A 22,031-nucleotide genomic window follows, 5' to 3' on the forward strand; every position below is an offset into this window, starting at 1 on the left:
GCCACGCTTCGATTCCGCTCAAAAGTCTATCGCAAATATGATCGGAGGAAATTAAGTGGCTGATATTCTTTTACTGTTATCAATTTTTAGTATCTGGATAGCTGTATTTGAGTCCATCCTCATCATGACAGGAGCCATTCGTTTCATTCATAAACAGGAGAAAATAGGCGTTCATATCCCTAAAGATATGGATCATTATCCGACAGTAACAGTTATGGTACCTGCTCATAATGAGGGTTTGGTTATTGTAGCTACCGTGGAACATATATTGCAGATGAATTATCCCGAAGAGAAGGTACAGGTTATTGTTATTGCAGATAACTGTACAGATGATACTGCTGCGAAACTGCATGCCTTCCTAAGCAAAACCCGTTATGTCCATCGTAATGTAACTGTGATGGAGCGCAAAGGAACTGGAGGAAAGTCCGGTGCATTAAATGACGGATTGGAGCTAGCGACTGGGGAGTGGATTTGCATTTTCGATGCGGATGCAGCTCCAGAGCGCAATTCATTAATGTTTCTGGCGCAGAAGTCATTGGAAGACCCGGAGAAGTATGGCGTCGTATATGGGAGAAACAAGGCTCGGAACAGAGGGCAGAACTTCCTCTCGAAATGTATTAATCTGGAGCTTATTACGGCACAACGTGTCTATCACACCGGCCTTTGGGAGCTGTTTAAGCTAGGCACAATTCCAGGTACTAACTATATTATTAAAACGGAACTAATCCGTGATATCGGTGGTTGGGATGTTACAGCCATTACCGAAGACACAGCACTTTCTTTTGACATTCTCGCGCGAGGACAATTGATTGCACTGGCTCCCCAAGCCGAAGCGTACCAACAGGAGCCTGAGAAGCTCAGTGTATACATGAAACAACGTGAACGTTGGGCAAAAGGAAACTACCAGGTTGTTCTGGATAATTTTCTGAACCTATTCAACCGCACTAACTGGCGTAGCAAGGTGTTATTACTGTACTATGCTATCAGCTATTTTTGGTTTATGATTGCGATCATCGTATCCGATATTATCTTTATCGTTAACCTGGTATTTCGGATCATCGGTATATTTAATCCAGAAGTAAGTTCTCCGTTCCAGTTCTCTGGAGACGTGTATGTGTATCTGGTCATCGCTTGGGCGTTAATGTACTACATTTATGTTCTGCAGATTAATCTCGCCCTGGCCTCTGATATTGGACAAAGTAATATACGCAATTTTATATATGCCTGCCTATCCTACTTTACCTATGCACAGTTATTCATCCTCATCTCCATCAAGGCATCGTATTCGTTAACGATGGATAAGATCCGGAAGCGTGAGAGCAAGTGGTATAAGACACAACGTTTTGGATAATCAATTTCATTCTATGGTCATCAGGCTACTTTCTGAATATTCCCGAAAGTAGCCTTTTGCTATAGGTGGACGGACGTACAGACTTCAGGTATACTCATGCGAGCAAATATATAGAGGTTGTTCAAAAAGCACATATTGGAGGCGATGAGGCTGGTGGACAGGGGATCGGATTTCTATGATAATGAGGCTAATTTTGAGAAGTATATGGAGCGACGGCAGTGGCAGGAGAATGCGAACGATACGCTGGAGAAGCCGATTATGCTAGAGTTAATTGGAGATATCGCAGGCAAAAGCGTATTAGATCTAGGCTGCGGCGATGCCAAGTTTGGTGCAGAATTGCTTGGGGCACAGCATCGGGCGGCTAGCTACACCGGGGTTGAGGGGTCAGTTAACATGGTAGATGCAGCCCACGAATCGCTAAAAGGGTTGAATGCTCAGATCAAGCAAGCGTTTCTTGAGGACTGGAATGATGAGGCGCAGACCTATGACGTGGCAATATCCAGATTAGCTATTCACTACATCGAAGATATCGATAGCCTATTCCAAAAGGTATATCACACCTTAAAGGACGGAGGAACGTTTAGCTTTTCGGTTGAACATCCGGTAATTACATCCACCTTACAGCCTTCAGGTACTCGGACAAACTGGATCGTAGATCAATATTTCGTCGAAGGATTTCGGGAGCAACAGTGGTTAGGTGGTTCGGTGAAGAAGATGCACCGTGCACTTGAATCATACTACATAGCATTACAGAAGGCGGGATTCCATGTGGAGCATTTACGGGAGTCAGCGCCACAGCGTCAGCATTTTGTGAATGAAGAGACTTATCTGCGGCGTCAACGGATTCCGCTATTCTTATTCTTATCGGCTCGCAAATAAAAGGATGAACTTGCACAGCTTACTGTGGATAATTCATCTAAGCGCCATCAGCCCAAACTTCTATCCACATGTGGATAAGATGTTTGGGCTGATGAATTAGAGCTCTATACACAGAAATGTGTGTACAACATAGCAATAGATGTTGATGAAATAAGCTAATTATTGTTCTGCTGCCCTAACATACACACGATCTCCGTGTCGATCCACTTCAACTGGAGCTTCAAAGAACTGACTGAGTACATCGGCATTCATCAGCTCGCTGGTTAACCCCTGGCTGACAACTTCACCTCTACGAAGTAGCAGACTATGGCTAAATACAGGCAAAATCTCTTCTGTATGATGTGTAACATAAATGAGAGACGGAGCATCAGGACGCAGGGTCAGATTATGAATGCTCTCTAGTAGTCGCTCTCTAGAGAATAAATCGAGGCCATTACACGGCTCGTCCAGAATAAGAATGCGCGGGTTGGCCATCAGTGCTCTTGCAATGAGTAGCTTCTGCTTCTCCCCTTGGGAACACGTGCGATACTCTCGATCCCATAGATGTTGGCAACCAAGCGCGCTCATCAGTTCCTTTGCCTGTTCGAGATCCTCATCCGAACATTGGTCATACAGCCCGATCGTAGCATGCTTTCCACTGATAACAACATGTTGCGTACGGTCACTTCCATGTAATTTCTCCTGTAGGGAAGAGCTAACCCATCCAATCGACTTCCGAAGCTGCCGCAAATCGACATCCCCGTAGGCATGTCCAAGCACAGAGATGTTACCTTCAGATGGCCACTGATAACCGGTAATCATGTTAAGCAGTGTCGTTTTACCTGAACCGTTCAGACCGAGAAGTGCCCAATGCTCACCTTTGCGTACAGACCAACTGACATCATTCAACAAGGTGATCGCTCCTCTTCGCCAGGATACATGCTGTACATCAATTATCATATTCATTCCTTCTTTCTGTATCCTCGCTTCATTTATTGTAGTCACAAAATGAAAGAGGTTCAACGGCGATCACACTGTCCTTGGTCGATCTCTGCGCAGAAATACAGCACACACACCAAGCAGTGGCAAAAACGAACATAACTTGATAACAAACGCAACGCTGGTTACGTCAATTAAGGAGCCTAGCACAACCGAGCCAAGTCCAGCCATGCCGAACGATAGGCCAAAAAACAACCCAGATACCGTTCCAATATGACGAGGAAGCAATTCCTGTGCATAAACAATGATGACGCTGAAGCCGGACATCAGGATTAGTCCAATGATTCCACACAACACCATGGACAGGACGGGTCCTGCATAAGGCAGCAACAGCGAAAACGGTGCAGTGCCTGCAATGGAGAACCAGATCATCGGTTTGCGTCCGTAACGATCAGCGAGCGGGCCTCCGAGCAAGGTTCCGACCATGCCTGCAAATTGCAGAATGAACAGACAGATCTGTGCCTGGGAGAGAGGCAAGTGATACGCATCGGCATAATAGAAGGCGTAGTATCCGGTCATGCCAGCGATATATACGAACTTGGAGAACAGCAGCAGGATAAGAATTCCCATTGTAAAAGCGATGAATCCCCGGCTTACAGGCCGAGTTACAGATTCTGCGTCGCTTGATTTTAGAGGCTGTTGCTGACGAATGCGAGTCTCGGCAAGCCTGTCTCTGTACCAGCGACTGACCAAAGACTGAATGAAGATACCGATCAGGGCAAATCCCATTAGCCATAGAAAACTAAGCTGCCCATGTGGCAGCAAGATGAAGGCAACCAGCAATGGAGCAAGTGCCTGCCCCGTGTTGCCTCCTACCTGGAAGATCGACTGCGCCATGCCGCGTCCGCGTCCGGCTGCCATATGCGCCACGCGTGAGGATTCGGGATGGAGAATGGATGAACCTATACCAATCAGTGCTGCTGAAACAAGCAGCATCCATAACTCGGAGGACAAGGCTAAGCCTAGAACACCAATCAAGGAGAATAACATGCCTCCAGGAAGCAGGATTGGCATCGGTCTGCGATCTGACATATAACCGACCAGAGGTTGAAGAACGGATGCGGTAATATTCAGGGTGAAGGCAATCCAGCCCATCTGGGCGAAACTGAGCTGCATGGTCTGCTGAAACAGCGGGAACGCAGATGGAACAACCGTCTGCACCGCATCATTCAGCAGATGGGCGAAACTAACTCCGGCGAGTGCCCAATTGGCGGAGGAGTTGATTTGCATTTTGCTTAAAGTGGCCTGAGCCATGGGAGATCACCTCGAATTATTTTTTTCTATGATAAAAGATGGGGGCAGATCATGTCTTTGTGAAAAGTGCTTGGAAAGTGAGCACGATTTGCTATAATGTCAGCAGGTGAGGAAACGATGGAATTAAACATGACGCTAAATGGGTTGAAATTATGGAAAGCTACCGGAGGATTCGCCAATGAGCCTCATGTGCATGACGACTGGTATCAGCTAACGCTGCCGGTCAGAGGCCAATGTCATCTGGTACAGGAACGACATGCATACCCTCTGAAAGCAGGCATGGGGATTATTGCCCATCCTCAAACGGAGCATAATTTTGAAATAGGTTCAGATTCGGCTGTCATAGTGATTAAGTTCCGTAAACCGCCTTTAGGAAGTTACGAAGGCGCGGAGTTAAGTGGGGGACGGACTGAGTTTCGGCCTGCCCAGAATTTCGATCCGGCGGAGATCAGCAGCTTGTTTCGAAGCTGGCATTCCATTTTGTTAGATGACATGCCCGACTTGCTGCGAGTACAGGAAACAGAACTAGCGATTGAGACATATCTAAGACGTATGTTGATGGGGCAGGAAAATGAAATAGAAACGGTAGATACCGGTACATTCATTGATCCTCATCTCCGCCGAGTGCTTGATTACATTCACAGTGCCTACACAGGCCCAATGGATATTGATTCGATGGCGATGGTTGCGCATCAGAGCCGGTATCATTTTATGCGTTCTTTCAAGGCTCTTACGGGATCAACACCTTACCAATATTTGCTGAATTTGCGGGTAGAAGAAGCGTCTAGAAGGCTCCGCCTTACGACTGATTCAGTAACCACAATCAGTTATGAGTTGGGATTCTCCAGCGTCAGCCAGTTGTATAGAGCTTTTCAGCGAGTGTATGTTATGACACCGATGGAATATCGGAATCAGGTCTAAATTATCATGGGCAGTCTCGCTTATGCGAGACTGTATTCAAGAAAGTTACAGCCGGACACTGATTTTTGTTGTTGCCAAATAAGATAGACTTTGCTAAGATGATTAAAAGTTTATGTAAGCGTATACATTTAAGTTAAAATTACAACGTTGTAATTATGGGTGCAGATTATTAACTCAGCTTCACACCATCAGATCAATTAGCACTTTATGCTAATTTAATCATGTTTATTAACCATAATTAATTTGCTGAGTGGGTGTGATTATGGAAAAAAGATTTAATTCTATCCGAAAATTCAAACGTTGTAATTTTATGATGAGGGGGAAGGATTCAAGGTGAAAAAACGGATGTCCACGTTGTTCAGCCTAGTCAAACGGGATAAGTATCTGCTGCTTATGTTCTCTCCAATCTTTCTGTATTACGTGATTTTCATGTATGTTCCCATGCCCGGCATTTTGCTCGCTTTTCGGAATTTCATACCCGGTCAGGGAATGTTTAGTGGCGAGTGGGTTGGCCTAAGGTGGTTTGATCAGTTTGTGAATTCCATCTATTTCTGGAGGCTGCTGCGCAACACGTTTCTGCTCGCCTTCCTACCGCTCCTGTTCGGATTCTCCATCCCCATTCTGTTCGCTGTCTGTATCGTTGAGATCAAGAATCGAACCTTCAAGCGATTTGCCCAGACCATTACTTATCTTCCGCACTTTATCTCCACCGTCGTTGTGGCAGGGATGATTATCAATTTTCTGTCCCCTACAGACGGAATCGTTAATACCCTTATCGCCAAGCTTGGTATGGAAAAAGTGAACTTCATGATGGATGCCGGATGGTTCCGTACCATCTTCACTAGCTCCGATATATGGCAGAGCTTTGGCTTCAGTTCAATTATTTACATTGCCGCGATTATGGGCATAGACCCCGAGATGTACGATTCCGGCAAGATTGATGGAGTCAACAAATTTCAAGAGCTTTGGCATTTGACTCTTCCGAGCATCAAACCAACGATTGTCATTCTGCTGCTTCTGTCGCTAGGTGGAATTATGAGTGTAGGCTTCGAGAAAGTATATCTGCTCTATAACGGGGCTACCTACGAGACGGCCGATGTATTATCCACTTACGTATACCGGATGGGGATTGAAGGGCAGAATTACGGTTTTGCAACAGCCGTGGGTCTGTTTAACTCGATCATCACGTTTGTACTTGTATTTGCAGCCAATTCAATGACTCGGCGATTGACCAAGATGTCACTCTGGTAAGACCATTCCCCCAAAGGAGATCTGATATGCAAAAATCGAGAAGTGACCGGTTATTCTACGCATTTATCTATTTGCTGACCATCTTGGCAGTCGCTGTTACGTTATATCCTTTCCTGTACGTTGTTAGTATTTCATTCAGTTCGGTGGAAGCCATAGACAAACAACAAGTGGTCTTGTGGCCAGTAGGTTTTACGCTCTCGGGTTATAAAATGGTGCTGCAATATAGCGAGTTATGGGTCTCTTTTTACAATACCCTGTGGTACACCGTCGTAGGTACGCTGCTTAATATTGTTGCGACCTGCCTAGCGGCATTCCCTTTATCAAGACAGCAATTTTTCCTGCGTAGAAAGTTGAACTTTTTCATCGCCTTCACCATGTATTTCTCGGGTGGACTCATTCCCGTCTACATGTTGATTACATCTCTCGGATTGTACAATACACGCTGGGTCATGGTGCTGCCTGTGCTGGTCATTACATTTAACGTGATGATCTGTCGCTCCGCATTCGAAGGCATTCCGAATGAAATTTTTGAGAGCGCAAGTATCGATGGTGCCAACGAAATGACGATGCTATACCGCCTGGCGGTGCCTATTATCAAACCAACATTAGCTGTTCTAACGCTGTATTACGCCGTATTTCACTGGAACAATTTCTTCTCTGCGCTACTATATCTCGGCAAGCAGGATATGCAGCCCTTACAGATGTTCTTACGCCGAGTATTGATCATGGCCTCACCTGAGGTGATGCAGAAGATGGGGGGCACCATGACTTCGGGTGCGCTGGCAGTCTCAACACTTCAAGTCCGGTATGTATCTATTGTGGTCAGCATTCTACCGATTGTATCGATCTACCCATTTATCCAACGGTACTTCGTCAAAGGGATTACCCTCGGAGCCGTGAAAGGATAGCCTTACTTACTTGATCACCGTACGACCAAGGTTGTTCATAACAAGGAGGATTAGCGGATGAGAATTAGAAGAGCAGGAAGAAAAAGTATCATTGCAGCCATATTGGCGATCAGTCTGGCAGGATGCAGCGGCGGTGCAGGAACAGGAAACGATGCAGGGAATGCCCCAACAAGCTCAGAACCGGCATTTAATTACACTGGAGCAGGACCGGTTACCGATCAGCCTGATGCGAAGCTGTCCGTTCTTGGAACGAATGCGTGGACGACCAACGTAGATCTATCTACTGCCGCCATCGTGAAGAAAATTGAGAGTAATGCAGGGGTTGAGGTTGATTGGGATCTGATTCCACCTCAGAACTATGCGGATGCAGTGAATCCACGGCTGGCGGCAGGTACCGGCTTACCCGATATCGTCTACTTGCCTGATCAGGATCAGCTTATGAAATACATTAACAGTGGATTGTTTATTCCATTGAATGAGTTGATTGATAAGTACGGGGTGAATCTCAAAAAAATATATGAACAATCGCCTGCGGTCAAAGCCAGTTTAACAACGCCAGATGGTAAAATATATTATGTTCCGCAGCAAACGTTAACTAAAAACTATATGCCTGTAATGATGATCAACCAGCGCTGGCTGAAGAAGCTCGGCTTGAATGAGCCAACAACGCTGGATGAATTCACGGCAATGCTGCGCAAATTTAAGACCGATGATCCGAATGGAAATGGACAGGCGGATGAAATTCCATTGTCGATGGAATCCAAGTTTATTCCGATGGCATTTGGGCCAGTTTTTGGCTTGGATCTGTCGAACCAATTCTACGCTGACGATCAAGGCAAGGTTCATTTCAGCTATTATGAGCCTGCCTATAAGGAATATCTGACCTATCTGAACGGGCTTTATAAGGAAGGTCTGCTCGGTGTAGATTATGCCAGCACAACAAGTGATCAGGTAACATCTCGGATCTCGCAGGATTTAACGGGTGCAACGTTTAATTTTAGTTGGTATATGTCTATGGTCTACAGTCCGCTGTACAAGGATTACAACCCAGCTGAGCCCATTTTCAAAGGCATCTTGCCGTTGAAAGGGCCGCATGGCGACCAATTCTATGTTGGACGTACACCGGTGAGTGGCATTTTCGGAATTACCCGGGATAGTAAAAATCCAGAGCTAGCCTTCCGTTTCCTGGATTATGCGGTAAGTGAGGAAGCGCAGACGTACTACACATGGGGTATTAAGGATGATACCTATACCGAGGAGAATGGTGTGAAGACCTTCACGGATAAAGGTAAAGACAACGAATACATTCAGAAGCTCGGTATTGGTCCGGTCAATCTGCCGAATATTCAATCCACCGATTCTGCAGATTCGGTCGTAGCAGAGTGGCATGCCAAGCTGGATAAGGAAATGGAACCGTATATTCGTGAACCGTTCCCGTTTGTGTATGCTCTGCCAGATGAAGCTAGTGTAGAGAGCATGTCCATGCCAGATATCACAACGTATGTGGAAGAAATGAACTTCAAATTTATTAGTGGAGATACAAGTCTAGATCAGTTCGATAGCTATATTGAGACATTAAAGAAAATGAACATTGAGCAAGTTATTGCCGGCAGACAGGCGCAATATGACCGGTACAAAGCTGCACAGCAATAAGTTTCCCAAGGTATGAGAGGTGTTGATTTCTTTTGATAACCATTAAGGACATTGCCAAACTGGCAGGGGTGAGCTATAGCACGGTATCCAAGGCGCTCAACGGTGATCCTCGTATCAAACCTGCGACGAGACAGAAAGTGCTCGCGGTGGCAGAGAAGCACCAGTATCGAAAAAACATTATGGCTCAGCAGCTCTCCACTGGCAGAAGCAACATCATTGGCTTTGTTCTTGATGAACTCAGCAATCCATTGTTCTCCAACATATCAGGCAATTTACATGCGGAACTCAAGAAACGGGGCTATCAGATGATCCTCGTTGTAGCGGATGATGGGGTGGATATATTCAGTCAATTACGTGTGGACGGCTGTATCCTCTGGGATTATGCACTCGAAGATCGGGAAGCCTTCTGGAAAAAATTCGCTACCTTGAACATGCCTTGTTTTGTACTCGGTACGGATGAAGCTCCGAATTCTCCTTACATCAAGATTGATCGCAAAGAAGGAATTTACAAGGCTGTACAGCACCTTCAATCCCTCGGACACAGTCGGATTGGATTCATCGGGAACTCCCAGAATATCAAGCTGGAAGGATACCGAGAAGCGTTGCAACGTACAGGTCTTGAATTTGAACCTCACTACGTTTTGCCTGCCCACTCATCGTGGGAGGATGGATATTTTGCTATTCGAAATTATACATTTGGGCCGGAATCGCCAACAGCGTTTATCGGGCTTAACAACCTGGTGACCCGGGGGGCGCTACGTGCGCTTCTCGAAGCTGGTTATAACGTGCCTAAGGATATCTCATTAATCGGTTATGATGATCTGCCGGATATGCAGTACGCCGAAGTCGCGCTCACCACGATTGGTCCGCCGCTGGAGGAACTGGCGGCACAGGCAGCAGAGCTAATCGTATCGTTAATTCGCGGTGAGCAGACGGAATATCCGGTGGTGATTCAACCGCAGCTGAATCACCGCAGTTCAACGGCAGTTTCTCGGAAGTGATGACCTGAACATCAATAACAATAACAGGACGTTTGAGGATCGAGTTTGCAATATACAATACCGTATCACATCCTAGGAGGTTGATTTTATGCCAATACAGACACAGTTATCCTGGTCTGAACGAATAGCAGAGACAATTGTAGAGCAATGTGACAATGACGGTTATCATGCATTTCCTTCTGAACGCTGGGCTTATGTTCAAGGCATGACTCTTATGGCGATGGCGCAAACGGGTAAACAGTATGGCAAAGATGAATATATTGATTTTATGAAGCGGCATATGGATCTATATATTCAAAAGGATGGTTCGATCGCAACGTATTCGCTTGAAGAATACAACCTGGATCAGATTAATCAGGGTAAGAATTTATTTAGGCTAATGGAAGATGCTGAAGATCAGCGTTATGAGGAAGCGGCGCATCTACTCGCGGCACAACTGGCGGGACAGCCAAGAACATCGGAAGGTGGCTTCTGGCACAAAAAAATCTATCCATTCCAGATGTGGCTGGATGGACTGTACATGTCCTCCCCTTTTCTCGCACAATACGCGAAAAAGTTCAATCGTCCGGAATTATGGGATGAGGTCGCTCACCAGATTTTGCTGGTTGAGCGTAAGACCCGCGATCCGCGAACAGGTCTGCTCTATCATGGATGGGATGAATCGAAGGAGCAGGTATGGGCAGACTCCACAACAGGGTGTTCCGCACACTTCTGGAGTCGAGCGATGGGATGGTATGCGATGGCCATCGTGGATAGTATAGAGCATTTCCCGATCCATCATCCGAAGCGGGGAACCATTATCGGCATCTTCGAGCGGATGTGTAACGCATTGGTACGCGTGCAGGAGCAGGAGAGTGGTCTCTGGTTCCAGGTGCTAGATCAAGGGTTCCGCAAAGGCAATTATCTGGAAGCTTCAGGTTCAAGTATGTTTGTGTACGCACTTGCGAAGGGTGTTCGATTGCGTTATTTGGAGCCACAGTTCAAGCAAGCGGCTGAGAAAGGATGGAAAGGTCTAACATCTAGGATGGTAGAAGAGACGGCAGATGGAGTGAAGCTGAACAGCATTTGCCACGGAGCTGGACTCAGTCTGGATCGGGACGGATCGTACAGTTACTACGTGAGCGAGCAGATCGTAAGTGATTCCTTCATGGGGACAGCACCACTTCTACTGGCTGCGCTGGAAATGGAGCGATTGTCATGACCAAACGTATGCTGCCACCCACCGATCTGAGCCAGAGCACTATATGTTATACCGTGGCAACCGACGGAAGTGGTGATTACACGACTATTCAGGCTGCAATCGACGCAATTCCTGATCATGTTGAAGCCAAGCAGGAGATTCGCATTAAACCAGGGGTGTATGTTGAGAAGCTGCATATTGAGAAGTCTAAGGTTCACCTCATTGGTGAGGGAGCCGAGCAGACGATCATCACGTATGATGACCATGCCCTCAAGACATTCCCGAACGGCGAGCTGTATCACACATTTCATTCCTATACTGTGTTTGTTGGGTCTGATGACTTTACCGCAGAAGGGCTCTCATTCGTAAACTCGGCGGGGCCAGGTAAGCTTGTTGGTCAGGCTCTGGCGATATATGTTGACGGAGACCGGGCAGCCTTTCGGAACTGCCGATTCATTGGGCACCAAGATACAATTTTCACCGGGCCGCTTCCGGAGCAACCGTTAGATCGAAGCTTTTTTGGCGGGCCGCGCGATGGGGCTGAGAGGCGTAAGCTACGACAATACTATGAAGGCTGCTACATTGAGGGCGATGTTGATTTTATTTTTGGCTCGGCGACGGCGGTATTCAAAGATTGTGAGATCTTCTCTAAGATTCGTGTGTCCGGTGCAGATCAGGTACAGGGAGAAGTGCAGGGCTATGTTACTGCGGCTTCCACTCCTGCGGATGTGAAGTATGGTTATGTGTTTATTGACTGTGATCTAACCAGCAACGCACCCCCTGAATCGGTGTATCTTGGACGACCATGGCGTAATTATGCAAAAGTGTGCTTTCTCAACTGCTGGATTGGAGCCCATGTGAAGCAGGAAGGCTGGCATAACTGGAACAAAACCGATGCAGAGAGCACCGTGGTATTCGCAGAGTATAACAGTTCAGGGCCAGGAAAAGTACAGGCAGGCATTCGTGTACCATGGGCTGACCTCCTAACGGAGCAGGAAGCGGCTGAATACACGATACCTCTTATTTTGTCGGGTGAAGATAATTGGCAACCTTTCTGTGCTTCATCCCCGATTGAAAAGCCCAGTGAATAGCAGCTCTCGTATCATTCTACTACACTAAACGTTTCTGCTATTGCACGAAAAGCCTCCATACCTTCCGCCATGGCGAAGGGAGTGGAGGCTTTGTGAATCTATTGGATCGATATTTAATTCAACGGATTAGAAGTTAAAGTTATCCGGGTCAGGTCCAACGCGTTGATCTTCATTCAGCGCATGGATTCGTTCCATCTCTTCAGAAGATAGCTCGAAATCAAAGATCGAAGCGTTCTCTTCAATGCGATGTGCCTTAGTGGATTTTGGAATAGTAACGACACCGTTCTGTAAATCCCAACGCAAAATGATCTGTGCAATTGACTTGCCTTTTGCTGATGCAATCTCTGTGAGCACCGGGTTGTCCAACAGCTGACCCTGCATGAGCGGGGACCACGCTTCAAGCTGAATGTTGTGTTCTTCACAGAAGGCTTTCAGCTTCGTCTGCGTCAGACGAGGATGATATTCTACTTGATTCACCATAGGAGTGATCGTAGCGTCCTGCATGAGATCTTGCAGATGATGAATCTGGAAGTTACTTACCCCGATCGCTCTAATCCGGCCTGCTTGGTAAAGTTCCTCGATGGCTTTCCATGCAGCTTTATATTTACCCGCTTTTGGCCAGTGAACCAGATATAGATCCAAGACCTCGAGTCCTAGCTTGTTCATCGTTGTATCGAAGGCAGCAAGTGTCTCTTCGTACCCAAGGTCAGCATTCCATACTTTGGAGGTGATGAAAAGGTCTTCGCGCTTAAGATTGTTCTCTTGCAATGCTTCAGCAATCGCTTGTCCTACACCAGCTTCATTGCCATATACCGCAGCGGTATCAATACTGCGATAACCATATTTAATGGCATGTTTAACCGCTGTGATTAACTCAGCTCCTTCTTCTACTTTGAATACGCCGAGCCCAAACCAAGGCATGTGAACGCCGTTATGCAATGTTGTTGTCGATTGTAAGTTTTGTGCTGTTGTCATGAAAATTCCTCCTTGATGTGTATACAATTCGTTACTTCGTGTAGAATTGCTATTAGTTCATGATACAAAATCAAATCATAGTAGATCAAATTGCAATCAACGTATATTATATAATTATACACTGTTTTGAAACCGGTTCCCTACTCAAGATAAGCTCTTAGATTGAAGAGTATCTAGAGTTGGTAGACTTTAGTGAGAGAAGTTACTTATGTGCCGGTACATGCATTTCTTTACGGTCAAGCACTCTCGCCCAAGCGGTTAGGATTACCGCAGTGAGTACCATGAGTGCTCCTACCCATGTTGTATGGATTAAGCCTATGGAATCCGTGATTACACCACCGAGATAGGCGCCTATTGCGATACCAGCGTTAAATGCAGCAATGTTAAAGGCTGAGGCTACGTCTTTTGCCTGCGGCGCATATCGCTCTGCGAGTGTCACCACATGCATCTGTAATCCGGGGACATTCATAAAAGCGAGCATACCCATCCCTAGGATCGTAACCAATGCTGCCGTTTTGAAGGGAACTGTGAAATATAGTATACCCAGAATTACGGTTTGGATCATAAACATGTAGAAAAGTGCCTGTAGTGGACTGCGGTTGGCTGCTTTTCCTCCAAGAATATTACCAATCGCAATGGCGATCCCGTACACAAGTAGAATGAGTGCTACCGTTGGCTCTGCGTATCCGCTAATATCATGTAATAGTGGAGACAGATAGGTGAAGACAACAAATGTCCCTCCATATCCGACGGCCGTAATGACAAAGGCAAGCAGCAGTCTTCCGTTGGTTACAAGTTTCAGTTGGTTCCGGAAGGCAGTGCGTGTTCCGCGCTCCAGTGTAGAGGGCACGAGCAGCAGGTTACCAACCAACGCGATGAGCCCAATGACCACGATGAGAATAAAAGCTGCACGCCAACCCCAGTGCTGACCAATAAGTGTGCCTAACGGTACACCGGTTACGGTCGCAATGGTTAACCCGGAGAACATGATGGCGATCGCACTGGCTCTACGATTGGCAGGTACAAGATCTGCTGCAATCGTTGAACCAATCGACATGAATACACCATGGGATAGGGCTGTGATGATTCTAGCAATGAGCAGCAGCGTAACCCCGCTAGATAAGGCCGCAAGCGTGTTGCCTGCAATAAAAACAAGCATGATTGCAAGTAACAACGTTTTGCGTGAGACGGTAGACGTTAGAGAGGTTAGGATAGGTGCTCCAAACGTCACGCCAAGTGCATATAAGGTAACGGTTAATCCTGCTGTGGTTACAGATATGCCGAGATCATCTGCAATAAGCGGCAACAGACCTACGCTGATAAATTCAGTGGTGCCGATGGCGAATGCACTGATTGCGAGTGCCAGCAGCGCGAGTGTACTTCGTTTGGAACTTTGTAACATATATAGCTCAACTCCCTGGAATGTGGATTTACGTACTGGCAAATGCTATTATGAGATATTCCATATCAAATGAATAGTACGTACTTTTCAGTACCGTACGTACTTTTTGGTGCCTATACCGTTAATGAAATCGACCAGGGAGGAGATATACCATGGAGAGGAAGAAGTACAACATTTCTGTTGAAGCAACCCTTGAGGTCATCGGTGGTAAATGGAAATGTGTGATTCTATGCCATCTGACCCACGGAAAGAAACGTACCAGTGATCTTAAGCGCATAATGCCTGCTATTACACAAAAGATGCTGACACAGCAATTGAGAGAGCTTGAGGATGATGGCATTGTGAATCGAATCGTCTATAATCAGGTTCCACCGAAGGTGGAGTACGAATTAAGCGATTATGGTCGGAGTTTGGAACCGATACTCAATGCACTTTGCAATTGGGGCGATCAGCATATCGTAAGGGAATATGGCGATAAAGCGTTGATGTTGGAGGACAATGGGTTGAATGATTTTGGTTCTGAAGATCACAAGGAGCTGATGAAGCAATGAATTATGAGATTCTGCATCAAGGTGCGTTTGCTATGCTCAAAGTTAATCTAGAACGCGGAGAACGGTTCAAGGCTGAGAGTGGAGCTATGGTATCCATGACACCTTCAGTTGAGCTGAGAGGCTCGGCAGAAGGTGGGATGTTCGCAGGGTTCGGACGCATGATTAGTGGGGAGAAGTTCTTCTTTCAGGAGCTTACGGCTACAGGCGGATCAGGAGAGGTTCTATTGTCCCCTTCTAGCATGGGAGATGTGCAAGTAGTCGAGTTAGACGGTTCATACTCTCTCTATGTGCAGAAGGATGGATTTCTCGCGGGTACTGAAGGTATTCAGGTGAATAGCAAAATGCAGAATCTCAAAAAAGGTCTCTTTTCTGGAGAAGGTTTCTTCATTATTGAGATCAGTGGTCGGGGAACCGTATTTCTGTCTTCGTATGGTGCAATCCATGCCATTCATCTGGCTGCGGGCGAAGAGGTCATCGTTGATAATGCACATCTCGTTGCATGGCCTCATTATATGAATTATCGCATTGAGAAAGCCTCACAGGGCTGGCTGTCCAGTGTGACTAGTGGAGAAGGATTGGTGTGTCGCTTCAGGGGAGAAGGAACGGTCTTGATCCAGAGTCGCAATCCGCAAGGGTTCGGACAATGGGTAAAGCAATTTATCCCTTCGCGTTAAACCGCCATGAAAAAAGATACAAAGTTGCAACGGATCAGATGGCAAAATCGTTATAAGAATAATTAACCTGCAATGCCTAGACATAATGGTTGTCCAAACCCATGATATAGCCGTCATGAGCCGGTTCATGTGACGACCATTATTCTGTAATATTCTCTAGTATATGTAATGAATTAGAATTCTAAGGCATCGGTGATGGAGGAATTGAGATGAGTTCACAGTTTAAAAATGCAAATGAAAGTCCAGGACACCTGTTATGGCAGGTTACGACCATGTGGAGTAAAGAAATGAGACGGGTTCTTGAGCCGCTTGGGTTAACACACCCACAATTTGTGCTTCTACATGGATGCTTATGGTTGAATGAACGCGATGAAGAGGGTAATGGTGTTACTCAGGTTCAAATTTCTCAATTTACGAATGTCGATGTTAATGTAACATCTCAAGTTCTTCGTGCGCTTGAAAAGAGAGGGCTGATTCAACGTACTCGTCATAAGACGGATACAAGAGCAAATATCATTTCTACAACTCCAGAGGGCACAGCTCTTGCCAATCAGGGGATTCAGGTTGTAGAGGCTGCGGACAAGGCGTTTTTTGATCTGGTAAGTGATCGTAAGGAAGAGTATATGGATATTTTACGTGCGTTTATTAATAATAAATCCGAATAACTGACTTATTGGATTTTTTTGTACATTATTAAACTACATGTTGTAGTGAGAGAAGAGATTATCCTACATAAAATGATACTCAACCATTGAAAACCTCCCTGACGTTGCAGCCGGGAGGTTATTTATTTTGTTAAGCTATCTCATAGTTTTAGAGAAATTATGATGAACTATGAACGGATGTAAGTTTAGGTTCATGATTATTCACTTAGCCGGTAGGTTGCAAAAGGTTCTCTGTGACGGAACGAATCACTAAGCTGATCCAGCTCAGCCATCATGTCGGACGTCAGCTTGAGTTCAAGGCTCTGGAGATTGTGCTCCAGTTGTTCTGTATGTGTGGCTCCAACGATAACCGTTGAAACTGCCGGACGTGCCAGCAACCAAGCGAGGGATAACACACTTGGGGAACAACCATGTTCCGCCGCTTTCTCGCTAACCTGTCGTCCTAAATCAATATTGTGCTCCAGCAGGAAACGATTGAAAGATGGATCGGTGTCTGCCCTAGAGCCGGATGGTACAGCTTGTTCTCCATTGTACTTGCCAGTTAAGATACCGCCAGCCAGTGGGAAATATGGGATAATGCCAACGCCTTGATCTAAGCACAGCGGTACCAATTCTAGCTCAGGTGTACGGTCAGCGAGAGAGTAGCTCGTTTGCGTTGAAATATAACGAACATAGCCCTTCAACTCGCTCGTGCCGAGAGCTTTCATCAGCTCCCATGCTGCGTAGTTGGACGCTCCGATGTAGCGGACTTTGCCGGAGGATACCATGTCATCCAGCGTGCGCAACGTTTCATCCAGCGGTGTGTGCGAATCAAAGGTATGGATCTGGTACAGATCCATGTAGTCCGTCCGCAGACGACGGAGACTATGCTCCAGCTCTTGTTGCAAATGATAGCGGGAGGAACCCCGCCCATGAGGACCATCGTGCCGGGGTAGTCCGGCCTTGGTAGCAAGCACAGCGTTTTCCCGTTTACCTGCAAGGGCTTGTCCAATAATTCGTTCGGATTCGGTGCCAGCATAGATGTTAGCGGTATCGATGAAGTTAATCCCTTGATCCAGTGCGGCATGAATAATACGGGTAGATGTCGGTTCGTCGGCACGTTTGCCGAATGCGTTGGTGCCCAGACCGAGTGCAGATACGCGTAGACCGCTGTTGCCTAAATGTCGAAATTCCATCATGTATCGCTCCTTTCTGTGCCATATCTTATCATGGCGATTATAACCTAATCTATTGAAATGGTGTTATTAATATAGTTAAATGATTCTTAGAAACCGCTCTTATAGAGTTAAAGGAGATATCATGGAAAACAGTGCAGCTCATCTAACCAGACGGAAGCCGAAGAAACCGAAGAAGAGATGGAAGAAGCCCCTGATCATTACCCTGAGTGTGCTTGTTTTGTTAGGCGGGCTTGGATTTATTTATCAAAAACAACTGGTCTTACTGGCATTTAACATGTTCGCTTCAGATACGGTGAAGGAAACACTGGATGATTCCTATAAACCAGCGGGTAATGAAGATGCACCAGTCGTGGAACATACCGATCCTTTCTCGCTACTACTGCTCGGAATCGATCAACGTGACAATGAACCAAGTCGTTCCGATACCATCATCTACTCCGTCGTTCGCCCAGAAGATAATAAAGTGCTGTTACTGTCCATTCCGCGGGACTCCTATACGGAAATTGTAGGTCGGGATGTAAAATCGAAGATTAATTCAGCGTATGCCCACGGTGAGGCCAAGATGGCTATGGATACTGTGGAGAAGCTGCTGGAGAACAAAGTAGACTTCTATGCGGCCATTAACTTTAATGGTCTGAAAGATATTGTTGATGCGGTAGGCGGTGTTGAGCTGCCAATCAAGAAAAATATTGAGAACAAGCTAAAAACACACGAAAAGCTGTTCGTCGAAGCGAACAAACCGATCTATAACGGAGAGGAAGCGCTGGGATATGTGCGTTATCGTGAAGACTCCGATTTTAACCGGACGATGCGTCACCGGATTTTCCTGAGTGCATTCATGAATCGTGCGCTTGAGGTCAAGAACCTAACTAAGATTCCAGATGTCATCAAGATTGCTGGCTCCAACTTTACAACGAATATGAATTCCGATTTTATTGTTAAATTTGCCGAGTCATTGTACATGAAAGATAACATCCCTACGATCAGCAATTATATGCTACAGGGCACGGGTGCGATGCGTAGCGGTGTCTGGTATTACGATCTATCGGAAGAAGATCTGCAATATGTACGGACGATGATTGCCAGCTGGCTTGATCCAGATGCAACCGAAATTATAGAGCCAAGCACAGACGATACAACAGAATCGACAGATGCGGCATAAAAGGGTGAATCAGACTCTTCTTGCTATCCTAGAATGGATACGAGTACAAATTGTGTGAAATGTAAGCCTGAAGAAGCTCATTGCTTCTTGGGCTTTTTTTGTTTTGTCGTAAGCGAAAGGGGAAGAGAACAGCAGAGTTATTTCAACATTTACATCTTTTTCAGATCACAATAGAGTAAAATATAGGGAAACAAATCAACATCGACCAATGGAGGAAAGGTATGAAAGAGTTCAAGGATCGGCTTCATCAGGTGCAAGAGCAACAGAAGCAGTTGGTTAAGGAGTATAACGAACTGCTTCAGGACTACCAATCCGATGATCTGATTGTACAGAACGAACAACTGCGTGAGCAGTCTGAAGCGTATAAGCTCAAGCTGAAGCAGTTGGAGATCCGGGCGCGTCAGATGGAAGAAGAGAATGGTCGCCTTCGGATGGCGCTGTCTGAACAGATGCTGGATGAGAAATTGAATCTGATCCGTGTATCGAAGGAGAAAATGGAGACGTATTTCCGAGGAAAGACGGCTGTACATCATGATCGGCTGGAGGCTCACGAGCATCGTACCAAAGCAAATCTTAATTCCATCTATAACCGGGCTGCGGAGGAGCTGCAAGAAGATGAGCATGAAATCAAGGAACGTATTGCATATTTAGCTGGGGAAATAAGAGAGCGAATAGAGCGGCAACGGCAAAAGCTGTGGGAGCGGGAAGAAGCGATACGTCAGCAAATGCATCAAGGATATGATCATATGGCTGAGGAAGAGTTGAGTGAGGAGACAATTAAGCAACGCATTCGCCAAAACCGCATGGAGATGAAGATTGGTTTAAGCTGGATCAACAAGTTGGCCATTTTACTTCTTATTCTAGGTGTGGGTGCAGCATTCCGATACTCGTATTCCACCTGGTTCAGTGATCAGATGAAAGGTGCTGCCTTTTTCTTATTAGGTGTGCTTATGCTCGCTGGGGGAGAGTGGTTGTTCCGTCGTAAGCGGCAGACGTTTGCCATGGGACTGTTAGGTGGAGGCATATCCATCTTGTTTGGGTCTATTTTCTACAGTTATTTCTTGCTGCATATCATTGGACTGTATACGGCTCTAGGGTTATCCGTACTGGTATCGGCTGTCTCTGTCGTCCTGTCGCTGAGGTATCGATCCAAAACGATCTGTACGCTAGGACTTGTTGGAGGTTATTTACCGTTATTTTCGTACATGGGGTACTTCGGGCTGGAAGGACGCGCCGTCTATGCGGCGATGATCTATTTACTGCTCTTAAATGGCATTATCGTACTGATCTCGTTCGGTAAACGCTGGCCCATTGTGCACTATATCAGCTTCTTGTTCAACACACCGTCGATGCTCATTATGCTATGGTTATCGCCGAGCAATATTGTAGGCATGTTGTATTCGATTGTGACATTTGCGTTATACCTGGGCATTACGCTGGCTTACCCGTTCAAACATCGGGTGAAGCTAACCTGGTGGGACTTCGCCTTACTCGCCATGAATACAAGTATCAGCTGTCTCATGCTCTATGTGCTGTTCAGGGCAGAGGGCTGGGACGATGCACAAGGACTGCTGGCTCTAGTATTCTGTCTGGTGTACTTCGGGTTGGCTCGATTCGTTCGTCGTCATATGGTGCAAGAAAGACAGATGATACTTTTGTTTTACATCACTTCGTTAACCTTTGCGGTTCTGATTATACCGTTCCAGTTTGGAGCGGAATGGTTGTCCTTAGGTTGGTTAATCGAAGGGATTTTACTCATTACCCTTGGTCATCTGAAGCGATTCAAAGCGGTTGAACGTGCCGGATGGGGTGTGGTGCTGCTCTGCATCGTTACATTCATTTATATTGATGTGCTGGTGATGTTCATCATGGGAATGCAGTCTCACTTTATGCTGAAGTATTCATGTATCACACTAGGTTCGCTGGCGATTACGCTGTATTACTCATTGGTTAATCAAGGAGCGTTATCTGCCCCAAGAAATCAGCGTTATCATGCAGTTGAGCACGGCTGTCTGAGAGGATTCCAATATGTTACGCTGGTGAACCTATGGTTCTATGTTCTGTATGAATCGAATGAACTGTATAGCAGAGCTGTGGATGACAGTTTCCCGTTATACCTGTTCTACAAATTCATTCTATTTGCCTCGCTAACAATCGCGTTAGCCTATGGACTGAGCAAAGTGAAGCCATTACAAGGCCGATTTGTACGCTATTACACGAACATTCTACATGCTGTGGGTTACTGTATAGCACTAGCGGTAACGTTAAACCTGCCAGCCTTGCAACCAGATGTCCAGCAACATACGGCTGCTGAGATCGTTGGACTTATTGTACTGATCATCTTCAATGTGGGGGTATTCTTCGCTGGAAGAGATCTGTTAATTACAGCTATCCGTGGGCAGTTCAAAAGTATTGAATGGTATCCTGTCATTGCAGGGGTTTACCTGTTAGGTGTAATCACCGTTTTCATGACGGTACAGTTCCAATGGGGAGATGTAGGGTTGCTCTTCAGCTTAATCTACCTGATACTTGCCATCCTCTACATTGCTTACGGATTCCGTAGAAAATATGTGATGATTCGTCGCCTGGGTCTAGGCTTGACCCTGCTGGCTACGGGCAAGATGGTTTTCTATGATGTTAGTTTGCTGACCGCAGGCAGTAAGATTATCGCGTATTTTAGCTTTGGTATTTTACTTCTGGGTATCTCTTATCTTTATCAAAAGGTGTCAAGCAAGATGGAGGAAGTTCACGCTCAAGAGAATAAGCTGAATGAACAGGATTCATCTGCTGAATCAGATAAGGAACAACATAACAATGAGGTCTAACGACTAATAGACATAACAATAAGCTCCTTGATCTGCCTAGCAGACTGAGGGGCTTGTTGGTTGTTGTGAGTGATCGGTAGAGATGACAATCGTGAAACGTTTATGGGAGTGAACGCGTTATAATAAAGTAAG

The 22,031-nt window shown here is 46.0% G+C and carries 19 protein-coding genes; 14 read left to right on the forward strand and 5 right to left on the reverse strand.

Features of this window, described 5'->3' with window-relative positions; translation table 11 throughout:
- Window positions 1-55 precede the first annotated feature (55 nt).
- Both MH215_RS14535 and MH215_RS14540 read left to right on the forward strand, forming a co-directional pair.
- Window positions 56-1,351: a glycosyltransferase family 2 protein gene (locus tag MH215_RS14535; protein ID WP_239291092.1), complete on the forward strand. Its 1,296-nt coding sequence runs from the start codon at window positions 56-58 to the stop codon at window positions 1,349-1,351.
- Between the two features lie 144 nt (window positions 1,352-1,495).
- On the forward strand, window positions 1,496-2,230 hold the full coding sequence (locus MH215_RS14540) for a class I SAM-dependent DNA methyltransferase (RefSeq protein ID WP_481857440.1): 735 nt from the start codon (window positions 1,496-1,498) through the stop codon (window positions 2,228-2,230).
- 159 nt (window positions 2,231-2,389) lie between these two features.
- Here MH215_RS14540 and MH215_RS14545 read toward each other — a convergent pair whose 3' ends face one another.
- On the reverse strand, window positions 2,390-3,175 hold the full coding sequence (locus tag MH215_RS14545; protein WP_239291093.1) for an ABC transporter ATP-binding protein: 786 nt from the start codon (window positions 3,173-3,175) through the stop codon (window positions 2,390-2,392).
- A 63-nt stretch (window positions 3,176-3,238) separates the two neighbouring features.
- The gene (locus MH215_RS14550; protein WP_239291095.1) at window positions 3,239-4,462 is read right to left on the reverse strand and encodes an MFS transporter; all 1,224 of its coding nucleotides are present in this window, start codon (window positions 4,460-4,462) and stop codon (window positions 3,239-3,241) included.
- Between the two features lie 117 nt (window positions 4,463-4,579).
- On the opposite strand from MH215_RS14550, the gene MH215_RS14555 reads away from it, so the two are divergent.
- The 7 genes from MH215_RS14555 to MH215_RS14585 all read left to right on the forward strand — a co-directional run bounded on the left by MH215_RS14555 (window position 4,580) and on the right by MH215_RS14585 (window position 12,467).
- Window positions 4,580-5,383 (forward strand): helix-turn-helix domain-containing protein, encoded by an 804-nt coding sequence (locus MH215_RS14555; RefSeq protein ID WP_239291097.1) that lies wholly within the window; start codon window positions 4,580-4,582, stop codon window positions 5,381-5,383.
- 333 nt (window positions 5,384-5,716) lie between these two features.
- Window positions 5,717-6,634: an ABC transporter permease gene (locus MH215_RS14560; protein WP_235540943.1), complete on the forward strand. Its 918-nt coding sequence runs from the start codon at window positions 5,717-5,719 to the stop codon at window positions 6,632-6,634.
- A gap of 26 nt (window positions 6,635-6,660) precedes the next feature.
- Window positions 6,661-7,542 carry a carbohydrate ABC transporter permease gene (locus MH215_RS14565; protein ID WP_056703312.1) on the forward strand — a complete coding sequence of 294 codons (882 nt, stop codon included), beginning with the start codon at window positions 6,661-6,663 and terminating at the stop codon, window positions 7,540-7,542.
- 57 nt (window positions 7,543-7,599) lie between these two features.
- Window positions 7,600-9,195, forward strand: a complete 1,596-nt coding sequence (locus MH215_RS14570) for an extracellular solute-binding protein (protein WP_239291099.1) — start codon at window positions 7,600-7,602, stop codon at window positions 9,193-9,195.
- Window positions 9,196-9,227: 32 nt separating this feature from the next.
- Window positions 9,228-10,196, forward strand: coding sequence for a LacI family DNA-binding transcriptional regulator (locus MH215_RS14575; RefSeq protein WP_239291101.1), 969 nt, complete (start codon window positions 9,228-9,230; stop codon window positions 10,194-10,196).
- 88 nt (window positions 10,197-10,284) lie between these two features.
- Window positions 10,285-11,397, forward strand: a complete 1,113-nt coding sequence (locus MH215_RS14580) for a glycoside hydrolase family 88/105 protein (RefSeq protein ID WP_239291102.1) — start codon at window positions 10,285-10,287, stop codon at window positions 11,395-11,397.
- Window positions 11,394-12,467: a pectinesterase family protein gene (locus MH215_RS14585; RefSeq protein WP_239291103.1), complete on the forward strand. Its 1,074-nt coding sequence runs from the start codon at window positions 11,394-11,396 to the stop codon at window positions 12,465-12,467. Before MH215_RS14580 ends, MH215_RS14585 begins: the two co-directional genes overlap by 4 nt.
- 126 nt (window positions 12,468-12,593) lie before the next feature.
- Here MH215_RS14585 and MH215_RS14590 read toward each other — a convergent pair whose 3' ends face one another.
- On the reverse strand, window positions 12,594-13,442 hold the full coding sequence (locus tag MH215_RS14590) for an aldo/keto reductase (protein WP_239291104.1): 849 nt from the start codon (window positions 13,440-13,442) through the stop codon (window positions 12,594-12,596).
- 202 nt (window positions 13,443-13,644) lie between these two features.
- On the reverse strand, window positions 13,645-14,844 hold the full coding sequence (locus MH215_RS14595; RefSeq protein WP_239291105.1) for an MFS transporter: 1,200 nt from the start codon (window positions 14,842-14,844) through the stop codon (window positions 13,645-13,647).
- Window positions 14,845-14,996: 152 nt separating this feature from the next.
- Here MH215_RS14595 and MH215_RS14600 point away from each other — a divergent pair, with 152 nt between their 5' ends.
- The 3 genes from MH215_RS14600 to MH215_RS14610 all read left to right on the forward strand — a co-directional run bounded on the left by MH215_RS14600 (window position 14,997) and on the right by MH215_RS14610 (window position 16,734).
- Window positions 14,997-15,395 (forward strand): winged helix-turn-helix transcriptional regulator, encoded by a 399-nt coding sequence (locus MH215_RS14600; protein ID WP_056703330.1) that lies wholly within the window; start codon window positions 14,997-14,999, stop codon window positions 15,393-15,395.
- The gene (locus MH215_RS14605) at window positions 15,392-16,069 is read left to right on the forward strand and encodes a TIGR00266 family protein (protein WP_239291106.1); all 678 of its coding nucleotides are present in this window, start codon (window positions 15,392-15,394) and stop codon (window positions 16,067-16,069) included. The genes MH215_RS14600 and MH215_RS14605 overlap by 4 nt, the downstream gene beginning before the upstream one ends.
- A 209-nt stretch (window positions 16,070-16,278) precedes the next feature.
- A complete protein-coding gene (locus MH215_RS14610) occupies window positions 16,279-16,734 on the forward strand; it encodes a MarR family winged helix-turn-helix transcriptional regulator (protein WP_056703339.1) in 456 nt (151 codons plus the stop codon).
- 197 nt (window positions 16,735-16,931) lie between these two features.
- Here the strand turns inward: MH215_RS14610 and MH215_RS14615 are convergent, their stop codons facing one another.
- Window positions 16,932-17,909, reverse strand: a complete 978-nt coding sequence (locus MH215_RS14615) for an aldo/keto reductase (protein WP_239291351.1) — start codon at window positions 17,907-17,909, stop codon at window positions 16,932-16,934.
- 124 nt (window positions 17,910-18,033) lie between these two features.
- Here MH215_RS14615 and MH215_RS14620 point away from each other — a divergent pair, with 124 nt between their 5' ends.
- Entirely contained in the window at window positions 18,034-19,074 is a 1,041-nt protein-coding gene (locus MH215_RS14620) for an LCP family protein (RefSeq protein WP_239291107.1), read from the forward strand.
- A 221-nt stretch (window positions 19,075-19,295) separates the two neighbouring features.
- Complete coding sequence (locus MH215_RS14625) at window positions 19,296-21,899, forward strand: DUF2339 domain-containing protein (protein WP_239291108.1); 2,604 nt, start codon at window positions 19,296-19,298, stop codon at window positions 21,897-21,899.
- Window positions 21,900-22,031 lie beyond the last annotated feature (132 nt).

It is taken from the genome of Paenibacillus sp. ACRSA (assembly GCF_022346845.1).
Taxonomy (GTDB): Bacteria; Bacillota; Bacilli; order Paenibacillales; family Paenibacillaceae; genus Paenibacillus.

Excerpts from the sequence above, each read along its gene's own strand:
- MH215_RS14540 (WP_481857440.1), top strand. The coding sequence starts at position 1,496 with ATGAGGCTGGTGGACAGGGGATCGGATTTCTATGATAATGAGGCTAAT.
- MH215_RS14545 (WP_239291093.1), bottom strand. The coding sequence starts at position 3,175 with ATGAATATGATAATTGATGTACAGCATGTATCCTGGCGAAGAGGAGCG.
- MH215_RS14550 (WP_239291095.1), bottom strand. The coding sequence starts at position 4,462 with ATGGCTCAGGCCACTTTAAGCAAAATGCAAATCAACTCCTCCGCCAAT.
- MH215_RS14555 (WP_239291097.1), top strand. The coding sequence starts at position 4,580 with ATGGAATTAAACATGACGCTAAATGGGTTGAAATTATGGAAAGCTACC.
- MH215_RS14565 (WP_056703312.1), top strand. The coding sequence starts at position 6,661 with ATGCAAAAATCGAGAAGTGACCGGTTATTCTACGCATTTATCTATTTG.
- MH215_RS14570 (WP_239291099.1), top strand. The coding sequence starts at position 7,600 with ATGAGAATTAGAAGAGCAGGAAGAAAAAGTATCATTGCAGCCATATTG.
- MH215_RS14580 (WP_239291102.1), top strand. The coding sequence starts at position 10,285 with ATGCCAATACAGACACAGTTATCCTGGTCTGAACGAATAGCAGAGACA.
- MH215_RS14585 (WP_239291103.1), top strand. The coding sequence starts at position 11,394 with ATGACCAAACGTATGCTGCCACCCACCGATCTGAGCCAGAGCACTATA.
- MH215_RS14590 (WP_239291104.1), bottom strand. The coding sequence starts at position 13,442 with ATGACAACAGCACAAAACTTACAATCGACAACAACATTGCATAACGGC.
- MH215_RS14595 (WP_239291105.1), bottom strand. The coding sequence starts at position 14,844 with ATGTTACAAAGTTCCAAACGAAGTACACTCGCGCTGCTGGCACTCGCA.
- MH215_RS14600 (WP_056703330.1), top strand. The coding sequence starts at position 14,997 with ATGGAGAGGAAGAAGTACAACATTTCTGTTGAAGCAACCCTTGAGGTC.
- MH215_RS14605 (WP_239291106.1), top strand. The coding sequence starts at position 15,392 with ATGAATTATGAGATTCTGCATCAAGGTGCGTTTGCTATGCTCAAAGTT.
- MH215_RS14610 (WP_056703339.1), top strand. The coding sequence starts at position 16,279 with ATGAGTTCACAGTTTAAAAATGCAAATGAAAGTCCAGGACACCTGTTA.
- MH215_RS14615 (WP_239291351.1), bottom strand. The coding sequence starts at position 17,909 with ATGGAATTTCGACATTTAGGCAACAGCGGTCTACGCGTATCTGCACTC.
- MH215_RS14620 (WP_239291107.1), top strand. The coding sequence starts at position 18,034 with ATGGAAAACAGTGCAGCTCATCTAACCAGACGGAAGCCGAAGAAACCG.
- MH215_RS14625 (WP_239291108.1), top strand. The coding sequence starts at position 19,296 with ATGAAAGAGTTCAAGGATCGGCTTCATCAGGTGCAAGAGCAACAGAAG.